Below are 21,700 nucleotides of genomic sequence, written 5' to 3' on the forward strand. Positions count from 1 at the left end.
TCACAAGATATCAGCAAAGCCTAATATCTTGCGGACAGTTTGGAATTGAAAAAAAGCCCAAAGTTTTTGCTTTGGGCTTTTTTGTTCGTGTTAATCAAGCAATAAGTCAATAAATCGACGCTGATTAATACTCCCAAGTATCGGGATCAACCCCGCGCTGGCGCATTATTTCTTTTGCCTCTTCAGGGATTTCATCGTTACGTTCTTTACGTAAGTCTTCATCATTTGGGAGAGGCTGTCCGGTAAATGCGTGCAAAAATGCTTCACACAATAATTCACTATTGGTTGCATGTTTTAGGTTATTAACCTGACGGCGAGTGCGTTCATCGGTTAAAATTTTCAACACTTTCAACGGAATTGAAACCGTGATTTTCTTAACTTGCTCACTCTTTTTGCCATGCTCAGCGTAAGGGCTGATATATTCACCGTTCCATTCAGCCATGGATTACCTTTATTAATATCATTTAGTTGAAGTCAGAATAGGGTTAACCCTCATTCTGATGGGCGATACCAGTTTATCATGACTTTTCTAAAACCACCGACTGTTCTGACTGAAGGTGAGAGAAAAAGTAATAGTCACTGGTGATATCCTTAATTTGGCTATTATTTCATTACTTAATCTATCCGTAAAGGAGTTTAGATGTCTAGATGTATTGACGTCTTGGTGTCTAATTGGATATGCTGTTGTCGACTTTCCCACTTATCGCTGTGACAAGGTGCCTGTATGACGAAGAAAACAGCAACAATTGCTATCCATAATGGGCTAAATGAAGACTCACAATTTGGTTGTGTAGTACCGCCTATCTATCTTTCTAGTACCTATAATTTTTTAGAATTTAATCAACCTCGTGACCATGATTATTCTCGCCGAGGTAATCCAACACGCGATATGGTGCAAAAAGCATTAGCAGAACTAGAAGGTGGCGTAGGCGCAGTTGTCACAAGTAGTGGAATGTCAGCTATTCATTTAATTTGCACAGTTTTTCTTAAACCAGGTGATGTCATTGTTGCACCTCATGACTGTTATGGGGGGAGTTATCGCCTGTTTAATAGTCAACAAGAACGTGGAGCTTATCGTGTCATTTTTGTTGATCAAAATGATGATGTTGCATTACAACAAGCTTTGGCTCACAAGCCTAAAATTGTTTTTATTGAGACACCTAGCAACCCATTACTGAGAATAACGGATATTCGAAAGATCAGTGAGTTGGCTCATCAACAAGGGGCTTTAGTGGTGGCGGATAACACCTTTATGAGCCCTGTTTTGCAAAAGCCGCTAACATTAGGCGCAGATATCGTTGTGCATTCCTGTACAAAATATCTTAATGGGCATTCTGATATTGTGGCAGGTGTTGTTATCTGTCAGAGTCAGAAATTACTTGAGGAGTTAAGCTGGTGGGCAAATAATATCGGTGTGACATCTGGCGCGTTTGATAGCTATTTATTATTACGAGGTATAAGAACCCTCGTGCCACGAATTCGACTTCAACAAGAAAATGCACAGGCATTAGTGGCCTTTTTACAGACACAACCTTTAGTCGAGAAAATATATTACCCCGCACTGGAAAATCATGCAGGCCATCAAATAGCAAAAAAACAGCAGCAAGGTTTCGGTGCGATGTTAAGTTTTGAGTTAAAAGGAGGATTGGCGGTGATTAAACTCTTTTTATCTCAATTAACACTCTTTACACTGGCAGAATCTTTAGGTGGGGTAGAAACCTTAATTTGTCACCCTGCCACGATGACACATGCAGGTATGTCAGATGAGGCGAAAAAAATAGCGGGGATCAGTCCCTCATTGCTTCGGATCTCTGTAGGTATTGAAGATAGTCAGGATTTAATTAACGATTTGCAAAGTGCGTTTGATGCAGCAACTAAAAGGTAACCATGGATCATGAGCGTAGTGGCAATTAAACAACAGGCGGAACCGATTTGCCGCCAGTTACATAAATTCGGTGGTAGCAGTCTTGCAGATATAAAATGTTATCAACGTGTCGTGAATATAATGACAAACTATAGCCAACCTAATGATCTTATGGTGGTTTCAGCAGCAGGATCAACAACTAATCAGCTAATTAGCTGGCTCAAACTGAGTCAAAGTGATCGCATTTCAGCGCATCAGGTTCAGCAAACATTACGACGTTACCAATTATCATTAATTGAAGGACTTCTTTCAAAAGAGAATGCGGAACTTCTCTCTCAAGCCTTTATTGCTGATCTCGAACGTTTGAGTTATTTGCTTGATAAACCTATTACAGATGCGACTTATGCCGAAGTTGTCGGTCATGGTGAAATTTGGTCTGCGAAATTAATGGCAAAATTACTGACTGAACAAGGTTTACCGAGTGTTTGGTTAGACGCCCGTGAATTTTTGTGTGCTGAAAGAGCCGCACAGCCTCAAGTGAACGAAACGTTATCTCGGCCATTATTGCAATCACTATTAGCCAAGCATTCTGAAAGCCGTTTTGTAGTCACTGGTTTTATTAGTCGTAACCAACAAGGTGAAACGGTTTTATTGGGGCGTAATGGCAGTGACTATTCAGCGACGCAAGTCGGTGCGTTAGCTGATGTCGGAAAAGTGACAATTTGGAGTGATGTTGCGGGGGTATATAGCGCTGATCCACGTAAAGTTAAAGATGCTTGCTTATTACCTCTATTACGTTTAGATGAAGCCAGTGAATTGGCGCGTTTAGCCGCCCCAGTTTTACATACACGTACATTGCAACCCGTATCAGGTAGTAACATTGATTTGCAACTTCGTTGTAGTTATCAACCAGAGCAGGGTTCTACACGCATAGAGCGTGTCTTAGCATCAGGAACTGGTGCGAAGATAGTCACAAGCCACGACGATGTTTGTTTAATTGAGCTACAACTCTCATCCCATCAAAACTTTGAGCAAGTAGCAAAAGAAGTTGATGAATTACTTAAGCGTGCGCAAATTCGTCCTTTAGCAACTGGCGTGGATAAAGACAGCCAACTTTTACAACTTTGTTATACCAGTGAAGTGGCTAACAGTGCTTTAGATGTATTACAAGACGCAGTTTTGCCGGGTAAATTACATTTGCGTGAAGGGTTCTCTTTAGTGGCGTTAGTTGGTGCAGGTGTGTGTAAAAATCCACTGCATTGCCATCGTTTTTATCAGCAACTTAAAGATCAACCAGTTGAATTTATTTGGCATGCTGAAGATAACATCAGTTTAGTCGCTGTATTGCGCAATTATACTGAGCATCTATTACAAGGTTTACACCAAACATTATTTAGAGCTGAAAAACAAATTGGCTTAGTGCTGTTTGGTAAAGGAAATATTGGTTCTCGTTGGTTAGAGCTTTTTGCTCGTGAACAAGAGCCGTTATCCGCACGCAGTGATTTTGAATTTATTCTTGCGGGTGTCGTTGATAGTCGTCGTAGTTTACTTGATTATCAAGGCATTGATCCTAGTCGTGCCTTGGCTTTTTTTGATGAAGAAGCCACAGAACATACTGAAGAATCACTTTATCTTTGGATGAGAGCACACCCTTATGATGATTTAGTGGTTGTTGATATTACGGCGAATGAGTCCCTTGCTGCATCTTATGAAGATTTTGCCAGCTATGGTTTTCATGTTATTAGCGCTAATAAAATTGCAGGCTCTGCATCAAGTTTGCGCTATCGCACCACACGAGACGCTTTCTCTAAAACTGGTCGTCACTGGTTATATAATGCCACTGTAGGCGCTGGTTTACCGATTAACCATACAGTGCGCGATTTACGTGAAAGTGGCGATTCCATTTTATCAATTAGTGGTATTTTCTCAGGTACATTATCGTGGTTATTCTTACAATTTGATGGCTCTGTGCCGTTTAGTGAATTGGTAGAACAAGCATGGCAACAAGGGTTAACAGAGCCAGATCCGCGAATTGATTTATCAGGACAAGATGTCATGCGTAAGTTGGTTATTCTTGCTCGTGAAGCAGGTTATGACATCGAGCCAGAGCAAGTACGAGTTGAATCTTTAGTGCCTGTACAAGCTGAGACGGGTTCTCTAGAAGAATTATTTGATAACAGTGCGTTGATCAATGAGCAGATGGCACAGCGATTAGCAGCAGCAAATGAAATGGATATGGTATTGCGGTATATCGCGCGTTTTGATGCCAATGGAAAAGCCAAAGTGGGTGTGGAAGCAGTGAGAAAAGATCATCCACTGGCCTCATTGTTACCCGGAGATAATTTGTTTGCGATTGAAAGTCGTTGGTATCGTGATAATCCACTGGTCATAAGAGGGCCGGGAGCAGGAAGAGATGTGACCGCTGGCGCAATTCAATCAGATTTAAACCGTCTTTCTCAATTACTATAATTTAATTATTTCTTTTTTATAAAGGTTATCAGTAGGTTATTTTATGCTGATAACTTTTTATCATTTTTGTGTCATATCACTCAATTTTTTTAAATTCTTTGGCTATACTTGAAGCATCTCTAGTCACAAAGGAGCGATTGATGTCAAAAGTAGTAAGACAGATTGTCCCACTAAGAAATGAAATGACGGAGGTGAACCATCAAGCTAAAGAGAACTATTGTCAGTAGCTCATGATGTGAAATTTAAGCGTCTTGAGTGGAAGTTGAAGTACAGTTACAACGTATTTGAACGTTATTAAGAGTACAATTCGATTTACCACGTGTTTTACAACAGACAATTTAATTTACTGAAAGAACAATTCGTTATTCTTAATTTAAAGCGCTGAATTTTCAGCGCTTTATTCGTTTTTAAGGCAAGATAGCAAAAGAACGTACAGGGAAACCACTAGCATTATTGGGTTTGGCTACAATGTTAAAAATAACAGCCCCACGAGTGGGAAGTTGATCTAAATTAGTCATTAATTCAATTTGATAAGTATCCTGTTCCAATACGTAATACTCACCTAATAACGCATTGTTTTTATGGAATTCTTTTGCTGGATCTGTATCAAATGTTTCATGACCAATGGCTTTTATTTTTCGTTCTTCAAATAAGAATTTGAGAGCATCAATCCCCCAACCCGGAATTTGATTTTTTCCTTCAGCATCTTTGTTATCCATCGCCTCTTGTGAAGGCCAGCGCTTGCTCCAATCAGTACGTAATGCGACAAAAGTACCCGCTTCAATTTCACCGTGCTGTTTTTCAAATTCAAGAATATCATTTTTTGAAAATGAGAAATTAGCGTCAATTTTTGCACGCTCTGATTGGTCAATAACAATCAATGGGAGTACCAATTCTTTCAGTTCTAATTCATGCAGATAGCGAGTATTAGGAACAAAATGGCAAGGTGCATCAATATGCGTACCGTATTGACCTGGAAATGTAAATTACTGTGCAAAAAAGCCATCTTGATAATCAAAAAGGGTTTTAAACTGCGCGGGATCAAACATAAAAAAGTGAGGCGAATCTTTATCAAAACTGTGTGTTAAATCGACCCATTTTTTAGATTTAATAATAGAAAGTGCATTAATTAATTCATTTTTCATTGGCTTCCCCTGTCTGATAACCAAAATAGTAATAGTGCGATTTGAGCATTTTTAATGTTATGGATGTTGAATTTGATTTTTTAAACAAAATTGGGTTTGTTTGAGTGATAATAAATGTAAAGAAAAAACAAAATAAAGCGTTAAACCTGTTTGATAATAAAAATCTTAATCTGACAGAGTGAGTAAAAAAAGATAAGAAAAATAAGGTATGAGATAGCGCTATTGGTTATAACACATCAGAGAAGTAGGCTAAAAAGTAAAAATAGACCAGACAAATTATCAATATTAAAAAAAATCATCTAAATTTTTCGCCAGATAAATTTTCACGTATTCCCTCCTTTCTAGTAAAAAACTCTTCTTAGTGGATAAGAAACGAAAAAATGTCCTTATTCTTGGCAAAATTGAGCTAAAACAACACGAATATTAGCCATTCTTATAAGACTAAAGTCGTAATTAAATTTCAGAAAAATCCCCCAAAACGATTATTTTCTGATATGAATAGTAGGCTAAGTAAAAAAAGCAGTGTGGCTTATCACAAAAATCAAAATAAAGTCACATTAGAAATGAAAGTTAATTACACAACTGGGAGGACATGACTTTTCTGATAGGAAGATGCATGTTGTTACCGCCACAAAGACAAGGTCAGGAGTCTCATGAATCAACAATATTCTGCTATGCGTAGCAATGTCAGTATGCTTGGCAAGCTACTTGGAGATACGATAAAAGAAGCACTTGGTGAAGAAATTTTAGATAAGGTTGAATCTATTCGAAAACTATCTAAATCATCACGAGCAGGTAATGAAGTGCAGCGACAAAAGCTGCTACTCACGTTACAGAATCTCTCTAATGATGAATTATTACCTGTTGCTAGAGCATTCAATCAATTCTTGAACCTGACGAATGTAGCCGAACAATACCATAGCATTTCACCTCATGGTGAAGCTGCGAGTAATCCGGTGGCATTGGCAAAATTAATCTCTCGACTGAAAGATAAGAATTTTACGGATGCACAATTAAAAGAAGCCGTAGAACAAATCTCTATTGAGCTGGTATTAACGGCGCATCCAACCGAAATTGCACGTCGTACACTGATCCATAAGCTGGTTGAAGTTAATACTTGTTTATCTCAACTCGATCATGATGATTTAGCCGATTATGAACGCACGAATATTATGCGTCGCTTACGCCAGTTAGTTGCTCAATCATGGCACACAGATGAAATTAGAAAAATTCGTCCAACGCCAATTGATGAAGCAAAATGGGGTTTTGCTGTTGTTGAAAATAGCTTATGGGAAGGGGTTCCCGCTTTCCTACGTGAATTTAATGAACAACTTAAAGAATCGATAGACTACAACTTACCTGTAGAAGCCTCACCTATTCGTTTTACATCATGGATGGGGGGAGATCGTGATGGTAACCCAAATGTGACAGCTGAGATCACACGCCACGCTTTACTATTAAGCCGTTGGAAAGCCGCTGATTTATTCTTAAATGATATCCAAGTCCTTGTTTCAGAACTTTCGATGACAGAAAGTACACCTGAACTACGTGAATTGGCGGGTGGTGCTGAAGTTGCAGAGCCTTATCGTGAAATTGCTAAACAGTTACGTACTCGCTTACAAGTGACCCGCGATTATTTAGAACAACGCATTAAAGGCCAACAATCTCTGCCACCTGAAGAGTTATTAATTGATAATGCAGAGCTTTGGGAACCGCTATATGCGTGTTATCAATCGCTGACTCAGTGCGGTATGCGTATTATTGCTAATGGGCAACTATTAGATACATTACGTCGTATCCGTTGTTTTGGCTTACAACTGGTTAAACTGGATATTCGTCAAGAAAGTACCAATCACACAGAAGCGCTCTCTGAATTAACACAATATTTAGAGTTGGGGGATTATGCAGCTTGGTCGGAAGAGCAAAAACAAACATTCTTACTGGAAGAATTAAACTCTAAGCGCCCGCTTATTCCTACAAATTGGCAACCTAGCGCCCCAACACAAGAAGTCTTTGAGACTTGCCGTGTTATTGCACAATCACCAAAAGATTCTATCGCTTCTTATGTCATCTCAATGGCAAAAGTGCCTTCTGATGTATTAGCAGTAAAACTTTTATTAAAAGAAGCGGGTGCGGATATTCGCTTACCTGTTGCGCCGTTATTTGAAACACTTGAAGACTTAAATAACGCTGAAAGCGTGATGACGCGTTTGTTTGATATTCCATGGTACCGCGATTTAATTGATGACAAGCAAATGGTGATGATTGGCTATTCAGACTCTGCAAAAGATGCCGGTGTGATGGCTGCGTCATGGGCACAATATCGAGCTCAAGATTCGTTGATCAAACTCTGTGAAAAATCAGGCGTGACATTAACGTTATTCCATGGACGGGGTGGTACTATTGGTCGTGGCGGTGCGCCAGCTCATGCGGCATTACTTTCTCAACCACCGGGAAGCCTGAAAGGTGGCCTACGTGTAACTGAGCAAGGTGAAATGATCCGCTTTAAGTTTGGTTTGCCACAAGTGACAATCAGCAGCCTTGCTCACTATGCAGGCGCGATTTTAGAAGCAAATTTATTGCCACCTCCAGAGCCTAAAGCTCCTTGGATTGAAGTGATGGATTCATTGTCTGATGTTTCTTGTGCAATGTATCGTGACTATGTTCGAGGACAAGAAGATTTTGTGCCTTACTTTAGGGCGGCAACCCCTGAAGGGGAATTAGGAAAATTACCGCTTGGTTCACGTCCTGCCAAACGTCGCCCAACGGGTGGTGTTGAAACTTTGCGTGCTATCCCGTGGATCTTCGCATGGACACAAAATCGCTTAATGTTACCTGCTTGGCTAGGTGCTGGTGCTGCATTACAGCATGAAATTGATAGCGGAAAACAAGCGGTATTAGACGATATGTGTGAAAACTGGCCGTTCTTCAATACACGTATTGCTATGTTGGAAATGGTGTATGCCAAAGCGGATTTATGGTTAGCGGAATATTATGATCAACGTTTAGTTGAAGAGCGTTTATGGCCATTAGGAGCGAAATTACGCCAACAACTTTCCGATGATATAAAGAGTGTCTTGGCAATTTCAAAAGATGAGCACTTAATGGCTGATTTACCATGGGTTGCGGAATCTATTGCACTACGTAATGTGTATACCGATCCATTAAACGTACTTCAGGCTGAATTATTGCAACGCTCTCGTACTCATAGCGAGTCTGATCCTCGAATTGAACAAGCGCTAATGGTTACAATCGCTGGTATTGCGGCAGGTATGCGAAATACTGGTTAGTACTTCACGAGTTAAAAATTAAAAACAGCGCTCAATTAGGCGCTGTTTTTTTTATGCTTATTTATTTTAAAGATGTGATAAATAAAATGCAGTTAACACGAAAAATAAACCAGCGTTGATGCCAATCAGTTACTCCTTTATTGAGAGAGGAAAATAAAGAGCAACTAGAAAATTGTTTTGCGATTATTTTTTGATTTTTTGCATCACAACATTTACGAAAAAGAATAAAAAAACTGCCTAACTCACGAATGGCCTGTTGGCGGAGTGCTTTTGCTAATAACTGATCAGATTGTTTATCGGCTTCTTTTAATAGTTGTAAGATTATCTGCAAATAACTTTGTGTTCGCTTGGCTTCTTTTTGTGGATCGGGTTTACGTGTAATAGAGTCAGGATTAGCACAGTAATAATAGAGAGGTTGGTTATCAAAACCTATTCGCTCTGCAACAAGTGCTAATTGTGTTGTCCACAGAATATCTTCATGATAAAGCCCCTCAATAAATCGAAGTTGGTATTTTTTTATTAAGTCATGCCGGATTAATTGCAACCAAACGAAATGTGGCCATTGATGTTGAGTGACGGCATAAATGATCCACTCACTGCCTTTGATGACTTTTTGATAAGGTTGTCGTTGATGGATTGGTCTTTGGTGCTTTTTAAGATCACTTGGATTGAATCGTTCGCCATTGCCAATTAAAACATCAACGTGTTGCGTAACGGCTAGTTGATACCAATGTGCAAGTAATTCAGGTTTAATAAAATCATCACTATCAAAAAAAACTATCCATTCGCCTTGGGCATATTTTAAACCTGTATTTCTTGCGCTAGATAATCCCTGATTAGTTTGATGATGAATCTTTACACGTGCATCTTTTTGACAATAAGACGTTGCGATTTCAGCACTATTATCTGTCGAACCATCATTAATAATAATGACTTCAATATCGGTGAAAGTTTGAGTGATCACACTATCCAATAATCTCGTAATACGAGACGCTTCATTAAACATAGGAACGATGACAGAAATTTGGGGTGTTTTCACAAGATTGAGCCAGTTATCAATAAATAAAGTTTTACTATCTTACCCTTTTTTTGCCTCTTCATAAGACTCAATCACTCTTATTCGTGCTTTGGCGTGATCAATTATCGGTAATGGATAATCAAGAGGATTATTAGTTTTTGCTGCCCACTCATGAGGTGTGTGAATATACCGACTAGGCACATTGGCTAGCTCAGGAAGCCAATGACGGATAAATTCGCCATCGGGATCAAACTTACGGCCTTGGGTTGTGGGATTGAATATTCGAAAATAAGGTACTGCATCGGTTCCTGTGGACGCGGCCCATTGCCAACCACCATTATTTGATGCGAAATCGCCATCAATAAGTCGTGACATAAAATAACGTTCACCCCAACGCCAATCAATTAACAAATCTTTGATAAGAAAACTTGCTGTGAGCATACGTAAACGGTTATGCATCCAACCTGTCTGATTAAGTTGTCTCATGGCAGCATCAATAATAGGAAATCCGGTTAAACCCTGTGCCCAAGCATTAAATTCCTCTTTATCATTGCGCCAATTAATTTTTTCTGTCCAAAGCTGAAAGGCAATGTGTTTGCATAAATGGGGATTAGCCACAATTAAGTGTTGATAAAACTCTCGCCAAACCAATTCGTTAAACCACACAAAAGCACCTGATGCACTGTTTTCTAAAAAATCAGGCTCTGTTTGGTATAGGCGATTAAAACATTGGCGAATAGACAATAATCCAATCGAAAGATAAGGGGATAATCGACTTGTGCCATCTACTGCAGGAATGTCTCGCCATTTTGCATAATGTGGGGCGCTTTCATAACAGAATTGTTTTAAGCGTTTAAGTGCTTCTTCTTCAGTGGCGATAAAAGAGGGTGAGCTTATATTTTCAAGTGAAAACAACGGGGCTTTTAAAGGTGATACCGCTTTTTGATGTGTTCTGATCTCTGGAATAGGTAACGAAGCGTTATCTTGTGAAAAAAAGAGCCGCAAGAATGCATTTCTAAAGGGAGTAAAAACCTTATACATCTCTCCTTGTTGGGTGACTACATTACCCGGTGGAATAAACACATTGTCATGATAGGCATAAACGGTTGTCTTGTTCTTTAGTAATTCCGTGACTTTTTTATCACGGCGTTGCTCATTAAGGGCATATTGGTGATTGAAAAAAAGCGCGGTAACTTGATGTTGTTGACAATAGTGTGTGACTTCATTGGCGGCATTTGAATAAGTGTCGCTAATCACTAATGTTAGTGGAATATTAAGTTTTGCCAGCGATATCGAAAGATTAAGTAATGCATCATGAATAAACGCCTGACATGACAAAGCCATATGATGGGCTTTCCATTGTTCAGGCGTAATAGTGAAAAGGGCATGCACCTGTGCGTGTTTATCTTGGCAAGCATTAAAGAGTGCTTTGTTATCCATCACTCTTAAATCATTACGAAACCAAACTAAATGAACAGGGGACGGGTGCATGTAACCTCTCTTAATCTAACTTAGGATGTTGATCGATAAGGGCTTGGCGTTTTTTCTGCAATGCTTCAATTTCCGCTTCGATATCTTCAACACGGTGTTCAATACTATCATAGTGCTCTGATAAAATTTCTTTAGCTTCTGATTTATCAGATGCTGCCGGTGTTGCTCCACGTAACGGTTTGTTGGCAGTTTCAATCATTTTAATCCCTGTGATCAAACCGACAACGGCAACAATCATCAGATAATAAGCAGGCATATACAAATCACCGGTCGCTTCAACTAACCATGCAGCTGCTGTTGGTGTTGCACCCGCAATTAATACTGAGATATTAAATGCGATTGCTAATGCACTATAACGAATATGGGTCGGGAATATGGCAGGTAAAATGGATGCCATTACTCCTGTAAAACAGTTAAGTAAAACCGCAAGAATTAATAATCCTAAGAAAATCAAACCGATTTCATCACTGTTAATCATCATAAACGCAGGGTAAGCAAGGACAAATAAGCCAATACTACCGCCAATAACAAAGGGTTTACGGCCAATTTTGTCACTCAATAACCCAATTACAGGTTGTACGAACAACATACCTATCATAATCGCGATGATGATCAGTACACCGTGATCTGCCGAATAATTTAGGTTATGAGATAAATAACTCGGCATATAGGTTAATAACATATAGTAGGTGACATTAGTGGCAATCACTAAACCTACACATACGGTTAAACTTTTCCAATATTTTGATGCGATTTCACGTAATGAAACACGAGGTGGATCTTGAATAGATTTTCGGTCGTCGCTATTCATTGCATCAACGTGTTGTTGGAATGCAGGTGTTTCTTCTAAAGCATGACGTAAATATAAGCCAATAAGACCTAACGGTAATGCTAAGAAGAACGGAATACGCCATCCCCATTCATGAAATGCGGCTTCACCCAAAATAGTTGAGATAAGTACAACAACACCCGCACCCATGACAAAGCCGGCGATGGAACCGAAATCTAACCAGCTTCCCATAAATCCACGTTTACGATCTGGTGAGTATTCAGCAACGAAAATTGCTGCTCCTGAATATTCACCACCAATAGAGAAACCTTGTGCTAGCTTGGCAAGTAATAATAAGACTGGTGCCCAAATACCGATGGTTTCATATGCAGGGATAAGACCGATGGCAAACGTACTGAGTGCCATAATAATGATGGTGACAGATAACACTTTCTGACGACCAAATTTATCCCCTAGCATTCCAAAAACAACACCCCCTAATGGTCTTATCAAGAAAGGTACAGAGAAAGTGGCAAGAGCCGCAATCATCTGTACGCCAGGTGATGCTCCAGGGAAGAAGACTTGACCTAAAACGTAAGCAAGGAAGCCATAAACACCAAAATCGAACCATTCCATGGCATTACCTAATGCGGCAGCAGTAATGGCTTTTTTGAGCTTACTATCATCAATAATGGTTATATCATTGATTTGTAGTGGTTTATTTCTTTTTTTCTTCATTTTCATATTAAGTGACCTTTATTAAGGTATTCGTAATTTCTTGTTATTCAATTAATTAAAAGAAATGAAGTGACTATTTGTTAGCGAGAAGAGTGAGTGATAAAAATTCACTAAAAAACAGCTTACTTCTACCAAAATTAAATAGTGATATTAAGCTAATAGATAAGAGAATATTTATTAAGTATAGATGAGATTGAATAAGATAATAGGAAGTTTTCTTTGTTGTTTTGATATAACAAAACATAGCCTCTAAGTATTAAAATGTGATCGTTATCATAACGTAATTCTGCTTTTCTGTAAAATTTATGGTGTTAGTGATTGTAAATTTAGCTTAAGTGAAGGGAAAGTGTTTGCAATAAAATCGTGAAGTAAAAATTAAAATTCTATTTTAATAACATGATGTTAGGCTGGTTTATTATTTTTTTGATTCAGGCTAACGCATTTGTATGAGTATTGTGCATAATACAAAGGTTGATAGATAAGTAGAAAATAATAACACCTTATTTTGCTTTATTATTCTTTCGAATAGTTAAAGTGAATGTGTGGATAATAGAATAGATCTCGCTATTCTTATTATAAGATTAAATCAAGATAGTATGACGAGATATCACGATAGAGATATTAAAGATAGTTTATCTATTACTCATATTTAGAATAAAAATTTATAAAATTAATAATTAACCGCGCATTTGTGCAGATTAACCCAGGTACCTCTATGAACATTAATCAACTGAAAAGCTTTGTTGAAGTCGTAAAAAATAATTTCAACATTACTAATGCGGCTGAAAAACTCTACACCTCTCAACCCACAATTAGTAAACAACTAAAAATATTAGAAGATGAGCTCAGTGTGTCTCTGTTTGTCCGTAAAAATAATAATTTATTGGCATTAAGCCCAATGGGTAAAGAAGTGCATAAAATTGCCTGCGATATTCTCGGGCAAGTTGATCGAATTAAAAGCATTGTGGCTGAAGAAGATCGTAATAAAAAAGTTGATTTGCATATTGCGACAACACATACCCAAATTCGCTATTCATTGCCCAATGTTATTGACCATTTTCGGCGTTATTACCCTAATATTTCCTTGCATTTTCATCAAGGAGCACCAGCTCAATTAGCGGAAATGGTCAAAAATGGTGATGTGGATTTTGCTATAGCAACAGAGTCTATGCACTTGTATGAAGATTTAATTACTCTGCCTTGTTATCGCTGGACACGTAGTTTACTCGTTCCTTATGACCATCCTCTTGCTGAATTACAAGATGATGAACAAGTCACTATTGAACAAATGGCTGAGTATCCATTAATTACTTATGTTTTTGGTTTTACTCGGGGATCGAAGTTAGACAAGGTATTTTATAAAAATAATCTTAAGCCCAAAGTAGCATTAACGGCAACGGATACAGAGATTATTAAATATTACGTTAAGCGTCATTTAGGTATTGGTGTTATTGCAACGGCTTCTTATGATGAAACGGAAGATAGTGGTGCATTAAAATGTATAAACATCGATCATCTTGTACAACCGAGTTATACCCATATCTGTGTCAGTAAACATACGCATATGAAAGATTATATGCATGAGTTTATTTCTCTTTATGCTCCTCATATTGATAAAAATATTATTCAGATGCCAGAGCAGTGGGAAAGCCAATGGCATAGTAAAGAGGTCTACCAAGAATTACCTGATTTACGCTCTGTAAATATCAATAATAGCGTTGCAGAATAGACATCAGATCAGAATAGAAAAAAGCCCGTTGTGCGGGGGCAATAACGGGCTTTGGGCAGAATAATAAAAGATTAGCGGGTCAGAATGTTAACAAAAATCTGAGCACCAACTAATAAACAATCATCATCGACAAAATAAGGATTTGCGTGAAGGTAATTATTAATTCCTTTCGCTTGGTTACCACTTCCTAAGAAGAACATGGCTCCGACTTTGCCTTTAGTCGCGTTAACCATGTAGCTAAAGTCTTCACTGCCTGTCATTGGCTTACCGTTCGATTCAATATTCTCTTCAGGTAAGAATTTACGCATTGCATCTAATAAACGCTGATGCGCAGTTGGATGATTCACAACAGCAGGGTATCCGCTATAACTTAATGTGGTTTTAAATCCACCAGCTGTACTACGAGCCACAATTTCATCAAAACTTGCTTTCAGTACTTGGTCAGTATTTTCATCCATAGAACGGATAGTACCGCGAGCTTGAACGTGGTCAGCTAATGCGTTAGGGATAGTTCCCCCATTGATCATGCCACAACCAAAGACTGCAGGGCTAAATGGATCTGTTTTTTTCGCAACAACATAATCCATATAATCAATTAAGCGAGTCGCTTCACGAATGGCATCTAAACCTTTGTGTGGTGTTGAACCATGTGCAGAAACGCCATAAACATCTAATGTCCATGCTGAGCCATAAGATGACATCACGCCATCATTAAAGCGTACACAACCAGTTTCAATAGCTGCATCATTATGAAGTGCGTAGGTTTCATCAACGCCTTCCATGCAACCCATTTCAACCATTTTTTCAGCACCAGGAACACGCATATCTTCTTCAGCCATTTGGAAAATAAAGCGGACGTTCGCACTCATCTCTTCTTTATTTTCGGCAAGATATTTTGCACTGGTTAATGCCATGGTCATATGAGTATCGTGACCACAGTTATGCGCACAGCCTTGGTGAATTGAGCTATGTTCATTATTAGTTAAGTCTGGCATTTCTAATCCATCCATATCAGCACGGATGGCAATTAATGGAAATTCAGCATTAACAATTAAGTCAGCAGTAAAACCGGTATATCCATCAAAAGTTCTAATTTGATAACCAAAACTTTCCATTAATTCACGGCAATACTTTGATGTCTTATATTCTTCACCTGATAACTCAGGTATTTTGTGCAAGTCTTGTCGTGTTTTTTTACTAAAGTCATTTAATTGAAAGAGTTTTTCACTGACATTATAAATATTATTCATTAGATAACTCCCTGGATAGTAAATCCAATTTGCGCGACGATTGATGCTCCAAAGAAACAACATGTTGAAACAATCATGAAAATAAGAATAACTTTCCATGACATTTTCTTAAGTTCTTCTAATTGACCACCAACAGATAAACCAGCAAATGCTAATAAAGGAACACAACAAGATAAGAAAGAGACTTTACCAATAGAACTAATAAAGAAATCTCTTACTGGTGTTTCGGGTAAACAAATAAGTATCCCAATAATTGTTGCATAAGCAAATGTTGGTAAAGATGAAGGTAAATAATGTTTTGCAACGAGTGAAATAAATACCACTAATGACATAGCAATAAAGCTATCCCACATTGCATAAAGAGCGATCCCTGATGTTAACGTCTGAGTAAACATTGCCAGTAAAATAGCAACGAATACAAATTTCATATCAATAATTATATTTTTCATGCAGTTTTGCCTCTGGTGAAAATTTTATAAATTTTTTCTGAAAGAGGTAAACCTAAATAGGTTAATGACAGTGCGCCAAGTGCTGATGATAATAAGTTAGATGCAGCGGCAACACTTAATACTTGCTGTGCTAATGCTTCATCAAGACCATTAATTAACGCACCTGATGCAGCACTTAACATTGAACCAGAACCCACGCCAGAGCCTGCAGCGAGTGCAAGTGGGTGTAATCCTGTTAATGGAGCAATACTACCTAATACACTAAACCACAAAGTACCAATAACAGAACCACATAAATAGATGGCTAATACACCAATATATTCTTGTGAGCCTGTACCGAACTTACCTTGAATTACAGCAATAGAAGGTTCACGGCTAATAGATGAACAAGCACCAATTGCACGACGACCAAATCCAAATTTAATTGCTAATGGAACTGCAATTAATACAGGTAATAAGTTTCCTAGTTCCTGAACAAATAAAGGAACACCGACACTTAAAATCATTTTAATATTAGGAACAATCATTCCTGCATATTGCGTACCTAAAATAAGTAGGCTAAAACCCACCATTTTACCGCAGAAGCCTTCTTCTTTTTCTGTAAATAATTTACCCCATACTTTAATTTTTTTACGGGTAAATCCAGCAGATATACACATACCAATAATGACAGCAAAGAGCATTGGTAGAATAGGTATTACTGCAATGCCAATCTTAATTTCTTTTTTACCAATCACGTATTGTGAAATAAAAATCAAGAAAAGGACTGCCAGAATACTAATAAAGAAAACCTTTATCGGACTTCTACTTTTGTCCATCCGTTAATCTCCGTCGAAAAATAATCAGGCTTTATTTTAGAGGACAAAAAGCAAAAGGTAGCGTGACCAATGTCATGTTTACTTCATACCTCTTTTTCATGGAGTATGAAATAATACAATGGTGATAAATTTATTAACAAATAGAAGAAAGTTAAATTTTTTAATAAAGACAGTGGGTAAGGCTGAAATGAGTCAGCTTAATTGTTAATAAAGATGTGATGTGAAAAACTATAATTAAAAATTATTTTAATTATTAAAATAATCCTATAAATAACTTTTGTCCATTATTTAGTAAATAATAATACGTTATTAATGAGATATATTCTTATTTAATGCGATTATTATAAATTTAATGAATGTATTTGTAAGTGATATTTTATTTTTACATTTTTTACCGATGCTAACTTTATCACGACAGTGACATTATAGTGATTGGTGTTATTCTTTATATTTGAGTTAATGAAACAAATTTCTCTGTAAGTAAGTGAAGGACAGAGATCAAAAAACACAAGGAAATAGGCTTAGCTCACAGAGATACAATTCACCCAAAACTGAGGAAAGACATCACCATGAGTAAGCAAACAGTTGCAACCTATATTGCTAAAGTACTCCATAATGCAGGTGTAAAACGTATTTGGGGCGTGACAGGCGATTCTCTCAATGGATTAAGTGATAGCTTGCGAAAGATGGGAACGATTGAGTGGATGGGAACCCGCCATGAAGAAGTGGCCGCATTTGCTGCAGGCGCAGAAGCCGCAGTCAATGGAGAATTGGCGGTTTGTGCGGGCTCTTGTGGACCGGGAAATTTACATCTTATCAATGGACTTTTTGATTGCCATCGTAATCATGTTCCTGTGCTAGCCATTGCTGCGCATATTCCTTCTGCTGAAATTGGTAGCAATTACTTTCAGGAAACTCATCCTCAAGAGCTTTTCCGTGAATGCAGTCATTATTGTGAATTAGTCTCAAACCCAGAGCAGATCCCGCAAATTCTCGCTATCGCTATGCGAACCGCGATTTTGAGAAAAGGGGTAGCGGTTGTGGTTTTACCGGGAGATGTTGCGCTAAAACCGGCTCCAGAAGATGCACATGAAAATTGGTATCCGTTGCAGTTTCCACTGGTTATGCCTAATCGTTTTGAAATCGAAAAATTATCTGATGCACTGAATAACGCAAAAAATATTACTTTAATGTGTGGTGCAGGGTGCGCTCAGGCACACGATGAAGTGATTAAATTGGCTCAAACTTTAAAAGCACCTGTTGTACATGCATTACGAGGCAAAGAGCACATTGAATGGAAAAATCCGTACAGTGTAGGAATGACAGGATTAATTGGTTTTTCATCAGGTTATCATGCGATGGAAAATGCAGATACACTGGTGCTATTAGGAACACAATTTCCTTATCGTGCGTTTTATCCATCAAAAGCCAATATTATTCAAATCGATATTAATCCAAGCAGCCTCGGTTCACATTGTCATGTCGATATGGCAATGATTGGTGATATTAAAGCAACACTAAATGCGATACAGCCTCGTTTAAAAGAGAAAACAGATACCTCTCACCTTGATGCCTCGTTGAAACATTACGCAAAAGCACGACAAGATTTGGATGCACTTGCACAACCAAGTGAACGAGAACTTATTCATCCACAATATCTAGCACGCAAATTGAGTGAGTTGGCAAATGATGATGCCATTTTTACCTGTGATGTCGGAACACCAACAGTGTGGGCGGCTCGTTATGTAGGAATGAATGGAAAACGCCGTTTGCTGGGCTCGTTTAATCATGGCTCTATGGCAAATGCGATGGCTCAAGCTATTGGTGCACAAGCATTAGATAGAAAACGCCAAGTTGTTGCAATGTGTGGTGATGGTGGATTCACCATGTTAATGGGCGATTTTATCTCGTTAGCGCAAATGAATTTGCCAGTGAAAGTGATTATTTTTAATAACAGCGTATTAGGTTTTGTGGCGATGGAGATGAAAGCTGGTGGTTATTTAACTGATGGAACAGATTTGCATAACCCTGATTTTGCTGCCATTGCTAATGCATCTGGTATCAAAGGTATTCGCGTTGAAAAAGGTGAAGATCTGGATAAGGCACTGAAAGAGGCTTTTGAACATGATGGCCCCGTGATTGTGGATGTGGTAACTGCAAAACAAGAGCTTTCTATGCCTCCTGAAATTAAGTTTGAACAGGCAAAAGGTTTTAGCTTGTATATGATGAAAGCGATTATTAATGGTCGAGGTGATGAAATTGTTCAACTAGCCAAAACTAATTGGTTACGCTAATCGCCTACCCGTAACTCGAATTATTTAGAGTATTAATTGAAGATAAAAACCCTATCAACTGGGGTCAGTTCATAAGCCGATAGGGTTTTTTATTATTGCGTTTTTTCTGTTAAACAGAAGTTTTCAATTAATTGTCCCATCAATTCACGAGTTGGTTCAATAAATGCCATATCAATAAATTCATCAGGCTGGTGGGCTTGTTCAATTGAACCTGGGCCTAATACTAAGGTAGGACAGAGATCTTGAATAAATGGCGCTTCAGTACAGTAGTTCACTGTTTGTGCTTTCTCACCTAATAACTTTTCAATGACTGCAACCATTTTATGATCGGTCGGGCACTCATAACCGGGAATAGGATCATGTAGCGCTTCAACATTTAAGCGACCCGGCCAACGTGCTTTTACGGGCGCTAATGTTTCGTGTAGTAAATCATCTAAATCTTGCAATGTAAGCCCGGGCAATGGGCGAATATCCATATGTAATTCACAGCAAGCACAAATCCGATTTGCTGCATCACCACCATTAATATAACCAAAGTTCATGGTCGGATAAGGGATAACAAATGCAGGGTTGTTATAGCGTGTTTTTAGCGTATCGCGCAGTGTACTAAGGTGAGTAATGGATTCATGCATTAGCTCAATCGCATTCACCCCTTTTTCTGGATCGCTAGAATGTCCTGATTGCCCTGTAATGCGTATTGCATTTGATAAATGCCCTTTATGAGCACGAATCGGCTTTAGGGATGTTGGTTCGCCAATAATGGCAAAATCAGGGCGGATTGTTGTATTGGCGGCAAAATAACGTGCACCTGCCATAGAGGTTTCTTCATCTGCCGTGGCGAGAATATAAAGAGGGTGAGTTAACGTGTTAGTATCTACATCTCGTAATGCATCAAGAATAAAAGCAAAAAAGCCTTTCATATCTGCAGTGCCTAAGCCGTATAACTTATTTTCTTTTTCTGTCAGTGTAAAAGGATCTTGTGTCCAACGACCTTCATCAAATGGCACCGTGTCAGTATGACCACAGAGTAATAACCCGCCTTTTCCTGTTCCTAATGTTGCTAAAAGGTTAAATTTTCCTCGAGTTTCAGGTACAGGTTGAATTTCAATTGAAAAACCTAATGTTTCCAACCAATTAGCAAGCAAATTAATCAGCGATTCGTTGCTTTGATCGTTCTTAGCATCTGTAGCACTGATAGAGGGCGTTGCAATTAATTGACGATAAATCTCAATAAATGTAGGTAATTTAATATTCACTGTTGACAGCCTTTCTTCATAATAGTATCAATATTCATGCACTTTTTTTGAATAAAAATACATTAATCGGTTTGTGTTCATAGTACAAGGTAAGAATGACATGTTAAATACTCTGATTGTAGGAGCAAGTGGTTACACTGGCGCTGAATTAGCCGCCTATCTTCAGCAGCATCCTCATGTGAATTTGAGCAGACTGATGGTATCAGCTCAAAGTGCAGATGCAGGAAAACGCTTTTCTGAACTTCATCCTCAATATCGTGGCTTAGTGGATCTCCCTTTAGAGCCAATGGTTGATGTTGTTAAAGCGGCTGAAAATATTGATATCGTTTTTTTAGCAACAGCCCATGAGGTCAGCCATGATATTGCCCCGATTTTTTTAGAGCAAGGTTGTGTGGTGTTCGACTTATCGGGTGCCTATCGAGTACAAAACAAGCATTTTTATCAACAATACTATGGATTCGAGCATAAGAATACAGATTGGTTATCACAGGCAGTGTATGGATTAGCTGAATGGAATGCTGACATTATCAGTCAGGCGCAATTAATTGCTGTGCCGGGTTGTTATCCAACGGTATCTCAGTTGTCATTAAAACCCTTAGTGGAAGCGGGACTGTTAGATACCGCGCAATGGCCAGTCATTAATGCCACCAGCGGTGTAAGTGGTGCGGGTAGAAAAGCCTCTTTAACCAGCAGTTTTTGTGAAGTGAGTTTGCAACCTTACGGTGTGTTTACTCATCGTCATCAACCTGAGATTGCAACACATCTGGGCATTGATGTGATTTTCACCCCCCACTTAGGCAATTTTGCCAGAGGGATCTTAGCCACTATCACCTGTAAGTTAAAAGCAGGCGTGACACAAGAGAAAATCAGACAAGTCTTTGATGAAGCTTATCAAGACAAGCCATTAGTGCGTGTTTATGACAAAGGATTACCTGCATTAAAAGCCGTGGTAGGAACTGCATTTTGTGATATCGGGTTTGCTCAACAAGGCGAACATCTGATTGTAGTAGGTGTTGAAGATAACTTGTTAAAAGGGGCCGCAGCGCAGGCGGTGCAATGTATGAATATTCGGTTTGGTTTCGCTGAAACCGAATCACTTATTTAAATAATGAGTAGGGAA

At 38.5% G+C, this 21,700-nt stretch carries 14 protein-coding genes and 1 pseudogene; 6 read left to right on the forward strand and 9 right to left on the reverse strand.

What is annotated here, in order from left to right; genetic code table 11:
• Positions 1-124 precede the first annotated feature (124 nt).
• The gene (gene metJ / locus GWI68_RS02955) at positions 125-442 is read right to left on the reverse strand and encodes a met regulon transcriptional regulator MetJ (protein WP_006534139.1); all 318 of its coding nucleotides are present in this window, start codon (positions 440-442) and stop codon (positions 125-127) included.
• A 282-nt stretch (positions 443-724) separates the two neighbouring features.
• Here metJ and metB point away from each other — a divergent pair, with 282 nt between their 5' ends.
• Positions 725-1,885: a cystathionine gamma-synthase gene (gene metB, locus GWI68_RS02960; RefSeq protein ID WP_166539337.1), complete on the forward strand. Its 1,161-nt coding sequence runs from the start codon at positions 725-727 to the stop codon at positions 1,883-1,885.
• Positions 1,886-1,894: 9 nt separating this feature from the next.
• Positions 1,895-4,333, forward strand: coding sequence for a bifunctional aspartate kinase/homoserine dehydrogenase II (locus GWI68_RS02965; protein WP_166539338.1), 2,439 nt, complete (start codon positions 1,895-1,897; stop codon positions 4,331-4,333).
• Positions 4,334-4,740: 407 nt separating this feature from the next.
• Here GWI68_RS02965 and GWI68_RS02970 read toward each other — a convergent pair.
• Positions 4,741-5,478 (reverse strand): annotated as a pseudogene (locus GWI68_RS02970) (cyclase family protein).
• Between the two features lie 653 nt (positions 5,479-6,131).
• Here GWI68_RS02970 and ppc point away from each other — a divergent pair.
• A complete protein-coding gene (ppc, locus tag GWI68_RS02975) occupies positions 6,132-8,768 on the forward strand; it encodes a phosphoenolpyruvate carboxylase (protein ID WP_166539339.1) in 2,637 nt (878 codons plus the stop codon).
• A 61-nt stretch (positions 8,769-8,829) separates the two neighbouring features.
• Here the strand turns inward: ppc and GWI68_RS02980 are convergent, their stop codons facing one another.
• Genes GWI68_RS02980 through proP form a run of 3 tightly spaced genes read right to left on the reverse strand, consistent with a single transcriptional unit; the run spans position 8,830 to position 12,790 of the window.
• The gene (locus GWI68_RS02980; RefSeq protein ID WP_166539340.1) at positions 8,830-9,807 is read right to left on the reverse strand and encodes a glycosyltransferase; all 978 of its coding nucleotides are present in this window, start codon (positions 9,805-9,807) and stop codon (positions 8,830-8,832) included.
• 39 nt (positions 9,808-9,846) lie between these two features.
• Positions 9,847-11,277 carry a deoxyribodipyrimidine photo-lyase gene (gene phrB / locus GWI68_RS02985; RefSeq protein WP_166539341.1) on the reverse strand — a complete coding sequence of 477 codons (1,431 nt, stop codon included), beginning with the start codon at positions 11,275-11,277 and terminating at the stop codon, positions 9,847-9,849.
• Between the two features lie 10 nt (positions 11,278-11,287).
• Complete coding sequence (gene proP, locus GWI68_RS02990; protein ID WP_072070617.1) at positions 11,288-12,790, reverse strand: glycine betaine/L-proline transporter ProP; 1,503 nt, start codon at positions 12,788-12,790, stop codon at positions 11,288-11,290.
• Between the two features lie 709 nt (positions 12,791-13,499).
• Between proP and GWI68_RS02995 the strand changes: the two genes are divergently transcribed.
• The gene (locus GWI68_RS02995) at positions 13,500-14,513 is read left to right on the forward strand and encodes a LysR substrate-binding domain-containing protein (protein WP_072070616.1); all 1,014 of its coding nucleotides are present in this window, start codon (positions 13,500-13,502) and stop codon (positions 14,511-14,513) included.
• A 71-nt stretch (positions 14,514-14,584) separates the two neighbouring features.
• Here the strand turns inward: GWI68_RS02995 and GWI68_RS03000 are convergent, their stop codons facing one another.
• The 3 genes from GWI68_RS03000 to GWI68_RS03010 are packed head-to-tail and all read right to left on the reverse strand — an operon-like array spanning position 14,585 to position 17,030.
• Complete coding sequence (locus GWI68_RS03000) at positions 14,585-15,763, reverse strand: M20 family metallopeptidase (protein WP_109409922.1); 1,179 nt, start codon at positions 15,761-15,763, stop codon at positions 14,585-14,587.
• Positions 15,763-16,212 carry a hypothetical protein gene (locus GWI68_RS03005; RefSeq protein WP_006534124.1) on the reverse strand — a complete coding sequence of 150 codons (450 nt, stop codon included), beginning with the start codon at positions 16,210-16,212 and terminating at the stop codon, positions 15,763-15,765. The genes GWI68_RS03000 and GWI68_RS03005 overlap by 1 nt, the downstream gene beginning before the upstream one ends.
• Positions 16,209-17,030: a DUF3100 domain-containing protein gene (locus tag GWI68_RS03010; RefSeq protein ID WP_166539342.1), complete on the reverse strand. Its 822-nt coding sequence runs from the start codon at positions 17,028-17,030 to the stop codon at positions 16,209-16,211. The genes GWI68_RS03005 and GWI68_RS03010 overlap by 4 nt, the downstream gene beginning before the upstream one ends.
• Positions 17,031-17,599: 569 nt before the next feature.
• Here GWI68_RS03010 and poxB point away from each other — a divergent pair.
• Entirely contained in the window at positions 17,600-19,324 is a 1,725-nt protein-coding gene (gene poxB, locus GWI68_RS03015; protein ID WP_166539343.1) for a ubiquinone-dependent pyruvate dehydrogenase, read from the forward strand.
• A gap of 92 nt (positions 19,325-19,416) precedes the next feature.
• Here poxB and argE read toward each other — a convergent pair whose 3' ends face one another.
• Positions 19,417-20,580: an acetylornithine deacetylase gene (argE, locus tag GWI68_RS03020; protein WP_166539344.1), complete on the reverse strand. Its 1,164-nt coding sequence runs from the start codon at positions 20,578-20,580 to the stop codon at positions 19,417-19,419.
• Positions 20,581-20,680: 100 nt separating this feature from the next.
• Between argE and argC the strand changes: the two genes are divergently transcribed.
• Positions 20,681-21,685, forward strand: coding sequence for an N-acetyl-gamma-glutamyl-phosphate reductase (gene argC / locus GWI68_RS03025; RefSeq protein ID WP_109409926.1), 1,005 nt, complete (start codon positions 20,681-20,683; stop codon positions 21,683-21,685).
• Positions 21,686-21,700: the final 15 nt, after the last annotated feature.

It is taken from the genome of Proteus sp. G2669 (genome assembly GCF_009915245.1).
In the GTDB taxonomy this organism is placed as follows: domain Bacteria; phylum Pseudomonadota; class Gammaproteobacteria; order Enterobacterales; family Enterobacteriaceae; genus Proteus.